Below are 9,939 nucleotides of genomic sequence, written 5' to 3'. Positions count from 1 at the left end.
GGCCGGCCGGCCGACGCGCGGCCCGGCCGAGCAGTAGTCCGCGTCGCCACGCGCGCTGCGGTTGCCTGCGCGGCGAGGCGCCGCAACCCGACCAACGATCCGAGCGCGACCAAAACCGCCAGCCAGGGCACGATCCACGACAGCGATGTCAGCGCGGCCAACACCGCCGTCACCAGAGCCACAACCACCGAGCCCAACAGCAGCCCGCCGAAGATGGCGCGATTGCCGCCGCTGCTTCCCGCCGATGCCCTCGCCCGAGCCGCCGGGGCCGGCTGAACCGCACCCCGTCCGGCCCCCGCCTCGACGGCAACCGAGGACCCCTGAGACACCGCCGCGGAAGCCGACTCGGACCCGCCCGGAACGACGACAGCCATCGTGTTGCCGCCGGCCACCTCGCGGATGGCCAAGCCCGGAGTGCGCCTGCGGTGCAACGGAATCGAGCCCGTCGTCGACATGCCGCCCGACGCGCTGGTGCGGCCGATTTTGGTGCGATCCAAGACGCGCATCGACTCCGAGAAGCGGTCGAGCGTGCGTGCGGTCGAGAGGTGTTCGCGCCGACGGAGCCAGTGCTGCAGCAGGTAGGCAGCCCAAATCGCAATGACAAGAACGAAGATCAGGCTGCTCGGCTGCACGGGTCCAAACCTATTGAGCGCACGCGGCCCAGCCCGGCACGCTGCTCGGTGTGTCGCGCAACTGGCACGCCTACGGCATCAGCCGCGCAGCCGACCCACCAACCCACCCGGCCCGAGCTCGTCCGCGGTGACGGCAAAGCTGCGGTGGTCGCGCCAGTCCCCGGCGATGTGCAGGAAGCGGAGCCGGAGCCCCTCTTCGCGCATCCCCAGTTTGCGCACCACCGCAAGGGACGCCGCATTCTCCGGCCGGATGTTGATCTCCATCCGGTGGAGCGCCGCCACGCCGAACAGGTAATCCCCGATCATTGCCACCGCCAGCGGCGTCACCCCCCGGCCCGCGAACTCCTGCCCCACCCAATACCCCACCGAAAACGAACGCGCCGCTCCCAGAACCACATTCGAGGCGTTCACCTGCCCGGCGAAGGCCTCGTCCACGGTGACTCCGAAGGCGTAGGCCGTGCCCGCCCGCCCCGCGCGCCGCTGCGCCCGAAGCAACTCGCCATAACTCACCGACGCGCTCGGGCCGTGCGGATTCGTCGGGTCCCAGCGACGCAGCCACTCGCGGTTGCGGCGCCGCAACTCGGCATACTCACGTTGGTCCCGAACGCGCATCGCCCGCAGCCCCACCCGGCCCCCATCGGGCAGCGTCTGCGCCAACTCGACGGGCCAGATCCGGCTCACCCGTGATCGCCCCCGCGCACCTGGCTCAGCAGGTGCGCCAACACGCCATCCAAGACCCCGAGCGCATCGCGCACACCGCCGGTCGATCCCGGCAGGTTGACCACAACCGTCCGGCCCGCCAACCCGGCCAGACCTCGCGACAACATCGCCGTCGACACGCCCGCAGCAACCCCGGCCGCCCGGATCGCCTCAGCGATTCCGGCAATCTCTCTGTCCAACAGCGGCTTTGTCTGCTCCGGGGTCACATCGGTCGGCGAGCAGCCGGTCCCGCCCGTCGTCACGATCAGGTCGTATGCCGCGGCCACGCCCCCGGCGATCGCCGCACCGACATCCCGCCCATCGGGCACGACCAGTGGCCCCTCGACAGCACTTCCGCGCTCGCGCAACCAGTCTGCGATGAGTGGCCCACCCCGATCGGGGTAGACCCCGGTCGCCGCGCGCGTTGAGCAGGTCACCACCAGCGCCCGGGATCCGGACAAGGGCAACGGGTCGATCGCCCCGGACGATTCAGCCTCAGCCATCGGCAGGGTCCTCTCGCCAGTCCCCCGATCGACCCCCGGACTTCGCGGTCACGCGAATGTCGGTGATCCGCCCATGCTTGTCGATCGCCTTCACCATGTCGATGACCGTAAGCGCCGCCACCGACACCGCGGTCAGGGCTTCCATCTCGATCCCCGTGCGGTCGGCGGTCCGCACCGTGGCGGCGATCGTCACCCCATCGTCGACGACAGCAAGGTCCACCTCGACCGCATGCACCGCGATCGGATGCGCCAGTGGGATCAACTCCGGCGTGCGCTTCACCGCCATGATCCCGGCCAGGCGCGCCACCGCGAGCGCGTCGCCTTTAGAGACCGTGCCCTCTCGCAACGCCGCCACCGCCGACACGCTGAGCAGCACCCGCCCCGCCGCCGACGCTTCCCGCACGGTCACGGCCTTCGCCGACACGTCCACCATGTGCGCGCTGCCGTCATCGCGCACGTGGGTCAACCGCCCACTCGAGGACTCAGTGGTCATGAACGCCATCCAGCAGCCACACCTCGACCGGGTCCCCCTCGACCAACCGGGTCGACTCGGCCGGCACAATCACCAGCGAGTTGGCGCGGACCAGATCGTGCACGAAGTGCGAGCCCTGGCCGACAACCGGATCGACGAGCCACGTCGAGCCGGCCCGTCGCGTGACTGCCCTGGCGATCTGCGTTCGACCCGCCGGCGAGTCGAGCGCGTGCCCCATCACCCCGGTCACTACCCGCCGCTCGTGCGATCGCCCCATCATCGTGTCCAGCGCCGGAGCGACGAACATCTCGAAACTGACGAAGGCCGACACCGGATTGCCCGGCAGCGCAAACACCGGGACCCCGTCGAAGGCACCGAACCCCTGCGGCTTGCCCGGCTGCATCGCGACTTGGACGAACTCCACACCGCGATCCCGCAGCGCGGCCTTGACCACGTCATACGCCCCCATGGACACACCGCCGGTCGTGACCACGGCGTCGCACGAGGCCACCAACTCGCCCAGCGTCGCAATGAGTGCGTCGGCATCGTCGGACACGCTGGCCACACGCACGACCTCGGCACCAAGCGCCTCGACACAGGCCGCGAGCATCGGCGCATTGGACTCATGAATCTGACCGGGGCGAAGCGGCATACCCGGAGGAATGAGTTCGTCTCCGGTGGAGAGCACGGCGACGCGCGGGCGCGGGCGCACGGCGAGCGTGCCGTGCCCGGTCGCCGCGGCGAGCGCGACGACGCGCGGATTCACCACCGTCCCGGCCGGCACCACTACCGTCCCGGCCCGGACATCCTCTCCCGCAGGCCGAATGGACTGGCCCACCGGGGCGGCGTCCTCGATCGCGACCACCTCGGTGCCGCCGTCGGTGCGCTCGACCATCACGACGGCGTCCGCGCCGGCGGGCATCATCGCCCCGGTCATGATCCGAACCGCCTCACCCACCCCCACGTCGTATGCCGCGCCGTCACCCCCCGCGGCCACCTCACCGATGACGCGCAGCGAGACCGGAGCGCCCGGGCGGGCGGTCGTCACATCGGCGGCGCGCACGGCATACCCGTCCATGGCGGAGTTGTTGAAGCCGGGCAGGTCCACCTCAGCGACGACATCGGCGACCGTTACGAGCCCGCGGCACGCTGAGATCGGCAGGGCCACCGGCGCCAGCGGCGCGACCGCCGCGAGGATCGCGTCGCGATGCTCGGCGACCGAACGCATCATGCCGTCCCGAGGACAGTCCCCGGCGCAATGACGCCATCCTCATCGACGACGACGTCCCCGATGCACGTGACATCGGCGCCGAACGTCGCATCGGCCGTCACCGTCAGCGACGTGCACTCGCGCATCGACGGAACACCCTCCGGGAACCGCTGCCGAAAGCCCGGAACCATCGCGTACGGCGACGACAGCAGCACGGAAGGCTCAGCGTGATCGATCTGGGAGACGAGATTGGCGTCGTCGTCCAAATCGAAGACGTCGGACTGCACCAACAGCAGTTCGTTGGTCGACTTCACCGGCCGGAACCGGTCTCGCGGCACGTGGATCGCCCGCGACCCGGCGAACACCTCGACCGCCGCCCCCATCGCGGACTCGATCTGAATGACCTTGGTGGACGCCTTGTCGGTCGGATCGACCGTCTTGCGATTGACGATGATCGGCAGATCCAGCACGCCGTCGCGCTCGGCCAGCAGGCTGGCGAGCATGTCGATGTCGACCCACAGGTTGTTGGCGTGGAAAAGCGGGTGGCGGATGTTGTCCTGGAAGAAGTGGTCCTCCCCCGGGGCAACCATCGCGCTGTCGCGCAGAATCAACTGCCCATCGCTCTTGCGCACCGCGAGGTGGCCGCCCTTGCGGTCGTTGGCGGTCCGCTCACACACCTCCGCGGCATACGGCACCCCCTCGGCTAGCAGCCAGGCGGCGATGTCGGGGTCGCATGTGGCGCCGAGGTTGTCGGCATTGGCCAAGAAGATGTAGCGAATCCCCTTGGCGCGCAGCTGATCCAGCACGCCCGTGCCCTGCAGCGCGCTATAGACGTCGCCATGGCCCGGCGGGCACCACTCCAGCGACGGATCGGCCGGCCACGACACGGGTTCCAGCGTGTCGGCGGTCAGCTTGGGCTCGGCGTTCTGGACGAAGTCGAGGGGCAGCCCCTCGACGGCCAGGTCCGGATAGGCCGCCAGGACGGCGAGCGACTCCGCACGCGTTCGGAAGGAGTTCATCAGCAACAGTGGCAATGCCACGTCATAGCGCGCGCGCAGGGCGAGCACTTGACGGGCGATGATGTCGAGGAACGTCAGCTCGCCGCGAACAGGCAGCACCGACTTCGGCCCGGTGAGGCCCATGCTGGTGCCCAGGCCCCCGTTGAGCTTGATGACGGCGACCTTGGCCAGCGCCTCCCGGCGCTCGTCCTCGGTCGCGCCCAACCCGTCGAGGCTCTGCACGTCCGTGAGCGGGTCGATCGTCTCTTCCGGGATCAGGCCCTGGGCACCCCCCGCCAACAGTCCATAGAAGCGCTCAAAGGCGCGGATCGCAACCGGGTCGATTCCACGCTCTTCCATCGCCGTTCGAGCGGCGGTCAAGCCCTCAGCAGTCATGGCGTTCAGCCTACGATGAAGGCCCATGCCCAGCGCCAAGCAGATCCTGCGAGCCGAGCGCCGCGCGCGCCGTCGGCAGATTGCGCTCGCCCGGGATCTCGCGGCTGACGGCGAGGCCATGGCACAGCATCTCGAGCCGTTACTCGACGAACTCGGGATCGGCGCGGGGGACGCCGTCACGGCATACGAACCGATTCCTGGGGAACCCGACATTCGTCCCGTATGCCGCGTGCTCGCCGCCCGCGGAGCGCGCGTGCTCGTGCCAATCACTTTGGCGAGCTACGACCTCGACTGGGCCGATCTCGCCGATCCGGGCCGCACGCCGCTGGGGCTTGATGCCCATGCCCCATGTCGGCTCCTGCTGGTCCCGGGTCTCTCCGTCGATCACACCGGCGCCCGGATCGGGCAGGCGGGCGGGTGTTATGACCGCAGCCTGCCTCTCGCCGACCGCCGGAGCCCCCGAGTCGTGATCCTGCACCCCGAGGAGATCCTCGTCGAGCCGATGCCGACCGATCCCTGGGATCAGCGCGTCGACGGTGTGCTCAGCGCGGCGGGTCTCGCGTGGTTGGACACGTCTCGGTGACCGCGAGCGATCTCGCGTCGGAGGGGTTCAGCCTGGCCTCGCTCACCCCGATCCTGCTCGTCGGATCGGTCATCCTGATCACCTGCGTCGTCGCGATTCGACTGTCGCATCGGACGGGCTTGCCGTCCCTGCTGATCTATCTCGGAGTCGGGCTCGCGCTCGGTGAATCCAGTATTCCGATCGACGTGCATTCGGCGGAGTTGACGCAGGCGCTGGGCTATTGCGCCCTGATCGTCATCCTCGCCGAGGGTGGTCTGACCACCAATTGGAAATCGATCGAGCGCAGCGTCCTGCCGGCCGCGCTGTTGTCCACCATCGGCGTGGCCGTCTCGGTCGTGATCATCGCGTTGTCGTGCCACTGGCTGCTCGATCTCAGTTGGAGCACCTCGATGCTCCTCGGCGCGGTCCTGTCCTCCACCGATGCGGCGGCCGTCTTCGCAGTGCTGCGCAATGTCCCACTCCCACGCCGCCTGGTCGGGATCTTGGAGGCAGAGTCCGGCTTCAACGACGCGCCGGTGGTGATCCTGGTCGTCGCGTTGTCGGCGCAGGCCGCGAACCCTGGACATGGACACAGCCCGCTCATGCTCATCCTGATCGCCGCGCTGGAACTCGCCGGCGGGGCGGCGATCGGGCTGGCGGTGGGCTACCTCGGGAGCTCGCTCCTGCGGCATACGGCCTCGGCGTCCTCAGGGTTGTTCTCGATCGGAATCCTCGCCGTCACGGTCTTGGCGTATGCTGCGGCCACCGCCGTCCACGCCTCCGGCTTCATCGCGACCTATCTCGGTGCCTTGGTGCTCGGCAACCGCACTCTCCCCCACCGACAGGCCGTCCACGCCTTCGCGACGGCCGCGGGGTGGCTCGCGCAGATCGGGCTCTTCGTCTTGCTTGGTCTCCTTGCCGAGGCGAGCCGGCTCGATCAGCAAATCGTGCCGGCCATTGTCATCGGCCTGGTGTTGCTGCTGGTGGCGCGGCCGCTGTCGGTGGCGGCATCCGTGTCATGGTTCGGCTACTCCCTGCGAGAGCAGGCGTTCTTGTCGTGGGCGGGGCTGCGGGGCGCCGTGCCGGTCGTTCTCGCCACGGTCCCGGTGACGATGAATGCCCCCAATCTCGAGTGGATCTTTGACCTCGTCTTCGTCCTCGTGGTGATCTTCACGATCGTGCAAGCACCGACGCTGCCATTGGTCGCCAAGGCGCTTGGCGTCGTCCAGGGGCACCGCTCTCGCGAACTTTCCGTGGAATCCACGCCGATCGAGGAGATGAAGGCACAGTTGCTGCAGGTGGACGTCGGCGCGACGTCGATGCTGCACGGGGTGGCGATCTTCGAACTCCGCTTGCCCCCGGGGGCCAATGTCACCCTGATCGTGCGCGGCGGAGCCCGGATCGTCCCCACCGACCGCACGACATTGCGGCACGGGGATCAACTGCTGATCGTCACGACCGATAAGGCCCGGGACGAGGCCGAGCGGATGATCCGTCGGGTCGGACGGCAGGGACGGCTGGCGGGGTGGACCGAACCGCTCCCTTATCGCAAACGCCCCGGTCGGGCCGGGCGCGGGATCCGGCCGACGGAATAGCCGCCCACGGGTGGCGCCGTATACTCGACAGCCGATCCACCCCCGGGGATGCCACCACGTGAAGGGCCGCTCATGCCGACCTATGCCTATGCCTGTGCCGACTGCGGTCACCGGTTCGACATCGTTCAGTCCTTCAGCGACGACTCCTTGACCGTATGCCCCGAGTGCTCGGGGACGCTGCGCAAGCAGTTCAGCGCCGTCGGGGTCGTCTTCAAGGGCAGTGGCTTCTATCGCACCGACTCCCGCTCCGGCGGCTCCTCCTCGACCGCCTCCTCATCGTCGACGTCCAGCACGCCGGCCGGCGAGTCGAGCGGCAGTTCTTCTTCTGGGACAACGGATTCGTCCTCGTCTTCCGGCACGAAGAGCGAGTCCGGCACGTCCGGTTCCAGCGGGTCCGCCGCGTCATCCACAGGGCCGAAATCCAAGGTTCCGGCTTCGTCCACAGCCTCCTAAGGCGAGGCTCCCGCGGGGGCAGTCGCGCGGCATACGCTCCTCGGCATGGACTCATCCCCCGCGGCGCTTGCCGAGATCGGTGTCATCGGCGGCTCCGGCTTCTATTCGTTCCTGACGGACGCGCGCGAGCACCACGTCGACACGCCCTTCGGGCCGCCGTCCGATCCGCTGGTGATCGGTGAGGTCGAGGGTCGCTCGGTGGCCTTCGTGGCGCGGCACGGCAAGGGGCATCGCTTCGCGCCGCACCAGGTGAACTACCGGGCCAACCTGTGGGCGCTGCGCTCAGTCGGCGTGCGGCAAGTTGTCGCTCCCTGCGCGGTGGGGTCCCTTCGACCAGAACTCATTCCCGGCACCGTGGTCGTGCCCGACCAGGTCGTCGATCGGACGTGGGGGCGTCCCCACACGGTGTATGAGGGTGAGGGCGCGGTCGTGCACGTCGGCTTCGCCGATCCGTATTGCCCGGCCGGACGCGCGGCGGTGCTGTCGGTGACGACGGCCGCCGGTCAGCCCGCCGTCGACGGCGGCACCCTGGTCGTGATCAATGGACCGCGCTTCTCCTCCAAGGCCGAGTCGCGCTGGCACCAGGCCGCGGGGTGGAGCCTGGTTGGGATGACGGCAATGCCCGAGGCGGCCATCGCGCGCGAATTGGCTATGTGTTTCACCACGATTGCCCTCGTGACCGACCACGACGCCGGGGTCGACGGTCACGACTCCGTGAGCCACGAGGCGGTGCTGGCGGTGTTCGCGGACAACGTATCCCACCTCAAAGACACGGTGCGGCGTGTCGTGGCCGCCCTGCCGGCGAGCGAAGGCGACGGGGATGCTCAGTGCCCGTGTCGCCGGGCGCTGGACGGCATCACGCTGCCCTTCGACCTCCCCTAGAGGTTTGTCGGGTCAGGGGTTGCAGGTCAGCAGTATCGGGTCAGGAACTGGGCCGAATAGCAGGCACGATCAAGGGGGATGACGATGGCGGGCATCGGGGTTGGCGGTTCGCTCGGGGGTGGGTTGGCCGGGCGGGGTGGCAAAAGGTTGGCGTTGTCGCCTGATGGACCGTTCGGCGCGCTGGCGGGCGCGAGCCGCAAGGCCGCGTGGCGGCGGCGACTGCTACGACGCGTCGCCGCGGCGATGCTGCTGCTCGTGGCGGTCGTTCTGGTCCTCACCCGCCCGGGCCCGCTGGGGTCGGCCGCGCACGGGGGCCCGACCTCCTCGCCGAGCCCGACCCCAACGGCCGGAGCCGACATCGGGTCGGACATCAACGGCGGGACTAGGGCTGATCCGGGTACCGACGCTGCCCCCGCCCTCGGGGCAACGGCAGCGCCTGGCGGCCTTGGCGTGGTCGCCCTCGCCCCTCGGCTGGGCGCAGCTCAGGTGCCGCCGGGTCTCGTTGGGATGTCGCTGCCACTGCTAGACCCGACGATGGCGAGCCGCCTGCGGGTGGGCGACATCGTCGACGCCTATGCCACCGGCCGGAAGAGCCCCGTGGCCCGCGCGGCGCGAGTGATCGATGTGATTGCTGTGACCACGTCCGATCTCGGCGTGTCGGGTGACGACACGGGTGCGAGCGGCGCGCGGGTGGGCGCGGCATACGTCTTCGTTGCCGTTGAGAAGACCGACGCGAGCCGCATCAGCGCAGGTCAGAGCCTTGGTAGTGGGCCGACGGGCTACTGGATTGCCGTTCGCGGCAACGACGTGACCATCGACCAAGCACCCTGACCGGAAACCCCCAATATCCTAGTTACCGGGCGAATTCAATACTTGAGATTGGATTCCCACGTGTTGGAAGCGACATTCGGCGCAGTATGCGCTAAAGTTGTCACGCGTCGGCGGCGGTGCTGCCCCGGCGCCCCGGGCCCCCAAAAGGCGATGGCTCGGACCTTCCCGGAATCAAAGGATTAACAGACCCATGAAGGGTTTCAAAGACTTCGTCATGCGCGGCAACCTAATTGAGCTTGCTGTTGCGTTCGTCATCGGCGCTTCGTTCGCGACCGTTGTCAAGTCCTTCACCGACGTGTTCATGTCGCTGCTGGGCAAGATCGGCGGCAACCCGAACTTCAACTCCTACCAGCCGGGCGGCGTCCCGGTGGGCGCGTTCCTGACCGCGCTGGTCGCGTTCCTCATCGTTGCCTTTGTCATCTACTTCTTCGTCGTCAAGCCCTACGAGGCCGCCAAGTCGCGCTTCGTTGCTCCGGCCGAAGAGGCCGTTGACGCCAACACCGCTCTGCTCACCGAGATCCGCGACGAGCTCCGTCGCCGCTGATTTCCCGTCCCGGACGCCTGACCGGGCGGACGGGACATCGGGGTAACACTCCCCACCTGGCGAACGCCGCGTGACCGACCGTCACGCGGCGTTCTGCTATGTCCGGCCCCCGGTTTCCGAACTTGAGCACGCCTTACGCACTTGAGCACGCCCTGGAGGGCG

12 protein-coding genes and 1 pseudogene are annotated in these 9,939 nt (G+C 68.8%); 6 read left to right on the top strand and 7 right to left on the bottom strand.

What is annotated here, in order from left to right; genetic code table 11:
• The 6 genes from BN13_RS19605 to BN13_RS09965 all read right to left on the bottom strand — a co-directional run.
• Positions 1 to 632, bottom strand: a 632-nt coding sequence (locus BN13_RS19605; RefSeq protein WP_048546477.1) for a hypothetical protein, incomplete at its 3' end; no start/stop codon positions are given.
• A 78-nt stretch (positions 633 to 710) separates the two neighbouring features.
• Complete coding sequence (locus tag BN13_RS09985; RefSeq protein ID WP_157038537.1) at positions 711 to 1,313, bottom strand: GNAT family N-acetyltransferase; 603 nt, start codon at positions 1,311 to 1,313, stop codon at positions 711 to 713.
• Complete coding sequence (locus BN13_RS09980) at positions 1,310 to 1,834, bottom strand: MogA/MoaB family molybdenum cofactor biosynthesis protein (protein ID WP_048546474.1); 525 nt, start codon at positions 1,832 to 1,834, stop codon at positions 1,310 to 1,312. Before BN13_RS09980 ends, BN13_RS09985 begins: the two co-directional genes overlap by 4 nt.
• A complete protein-coding gene (moaC, locus tag BN13_RS09975; protein WP_048546472.1) occupies positions 1,827 to 2,327 on the bottom strand; it encodes a cyclic pyranopterin monophosphate synthase MoaC in 501 nt (166 codons plus the stop codon). Before moaC ends, BN13_RS09980 begins: the two co-directional genes overlap by 8 nt.
• Positions 2,317 to 3,537 carry a molybdopterin molybdotransferase MoeA gene (locus BN13_RS09970; RefSeq protein WP_235434010.1) on the bottom strand — a complete coding sequence of 407 codons (1,221 nt, stop codon included), beginning with the start codon at positions 3,535 to 3,537 and terminating at the stop codon, positions 2,317 to 2,319. Before BN13_RS09970 ends, moaC begins: the two co-directional genes overlap by 11 nt.
• Positions 3,534 to 4,910, bottom strand: coding sequence for a UTP--glucose-1-phosphate uridylyltransferase (locus BN13_RS09965; protein WP_048546468.1), 1,377 nt, complete (start codon positions 4,908 to 4,910; stop codon positions 3,534 to 3,536). The genes BN13_RS09970 and BN13_RS09965 overlap by 4 nt, the downstream gene beginning before the upstream one ends.
• A 25-nt stretch (positions 4,911 to 4,935) precedes the next feature.
• Between BN13_RS09965 and BN13_RS09960 the strand changes: the two genes are divergently transcribed.
• From BN13_RS09960 to BN13_RS20775, 3 genes and pseudogenes are all read left to right on the top strand, one after another.
• Positions 4,936 to 5,493 carry a 5-formyltetrahydrofolate cyclo-ligase gene (locus BN13_RS09960; RefSeq protein ID WP_048546466.1) on the top strand — a complete coding sequence of 186 codons (558 nt, stop codon included), beginning with the start codon at positions 4,936 to 4,938 and terminating at the stop codon, positions 5,491 to 5,493.
• Entirely contained in the window at positions 5,490 to 7,067 is a 1,578-nt protein-coding gene (locus tag BN13_RS09955) for a potassium/proton antiporter (protein WP_048546465.1), read from the top strand. Before BN13_RS09960 ends, BN13_RS09955 begins: the two co-directional genes overlap by 4 nt.
• 48 nt (positions 7,068 to 7,115) lie before the next feature.
• Positions 7,116 to 7,232 (top strand): annotated as a pseudogene (locus tag BN13_RS20775) (FmdB family zinc ribbon protein); the annotation flags it as partial.
• Positions 7,233 to 7,294: 62 nt separating this feature from the next.
• Here BN13_RS20775 and BN13_RS20770 read toward each other — a convergent pair.
• Positions 7,295 to 7,510 (bottom strand): hypothetical protein, encoded by a 216-nt coding sequence (locus BN13_RS20770; protein ID WP_048546462.1) that lies wholly within the window; start codon positions 7,508 to 7,510, stop codon positions 7,295 to 7,297.
• 55 nt (positions 7,511 to 7,565) lie between these two features.
• On the opposite strand from BN13_RS20770, the gene BN13_RS09945 reads away from it, so the two are divergent.
• From BN13_RS09945 to mscL, 3 genes are all read left to right on the top strand, one after another.
• The gene (locus BN13_RS09945; protein WP_048546461.1) at positions 7,566 to 8,402 is read left to right on the top strand and encodes an S-methyl-5'-thioadenosine phosphorylase; all 837 of its coding nucleotides are present in this window, start codon (positions 7,566 to 7,568) and stop codon (positions 8,400 to 8,402) included.
• Between the two features lie 84 nt (positions 8,403 to 8,486).
• Positions 8,487 to 9,233, top strand: a complete 747-nt coding sequence (locus BN13_RS09940) for a hypothetical protein (RefSeq protein ID WP_157038536.1) — start codon at positions 8,487 to 8,489, stop codon at positions 9,231 to 9,233.
• A 190-nt stretch (positions 9,234 to 9,423) separates the two neighbouring features.
• Positions 9,424 to 9,777 carry a large conductance mechanosensitive channel protein MscL gene (mscL, locus tag BN13_RS09935; RefSeq protein ID WP_048546458.1) on the top strand — a complete coding sequence of 118 codons (354 nt, stop codon included), beginning with the start codon at positions 9,424 to 9,426 and terminating at the stop codon, positions 9,775 to 9,777.
• The last annotated feature ends 162 nt before the right edge of the window (positions 9,778 to 9,939 follow it).

This window comes from Nostocoides jenkinsii Ben 74 (assembly GCF_001046875.1).
Classification (GTDB): Bacteria; Actinomycetota; Actinomycetes; order Actinomycetales; family Dermatophilaceae; genus Nostocoides_A; species Nostocoides_A jenkinsii.
The sequence above is the reverse complement of the archived record's forward strand: the minus strand, read 5'-3'. Positions and strand labels throughout refer to the sequence as shown.